General features: G+C 60.2%; 1 protein-coding gene. It reads left to right on the top strand.

Going from position 1 to position 339, the window contains the following annotated elements; genetic code table 11:
- A partial coding sequence (locus tag AC0L20_RS40330; RefSeq protein ID WP_473295721.1) for a hypothetical protein occupies window positions 1-339 on the top strand: 339 nt, incomplete at both ends.

Below are 339 nucleotides of genomic sequence, written 5' to 3'. Positions count from 1 at the left end.
CTTCGCCCGCCGATCAGTTTACTTACCATCAATACGTACTCGAACAGGCCATCATCAAGCGCGAAGCCCTGGGCGATCCGCAACTGGCTGAACTGGACAGCATCGGTGCCTATACCACCTCTCACCTGAACAACCAGCTGTGCCTGGACCGCAACCAAGCCTTGCATGGCGAGCGTACCTGCACGCAAACGGCACTCGCCGACAGCTACGATGCCGACGATCTGCAACTGACGTTCCACGTGCCGGTCGGCAGCCTGGGCAGCGGCTACCTGGAGCCGGTGATGATGAGCCTGGTGGAACTGGCCCTGAAAAACTTATCCGGACGCCCCAAGGGCTCCA

This window comes from Bradyrhizobium sp. Kon58 (assembly GCF_055807455.1).
Note: the sequence above shows the minus strand (reverse complement) of the source record. Positions and strands in the feature narration are given on the sequence as shown.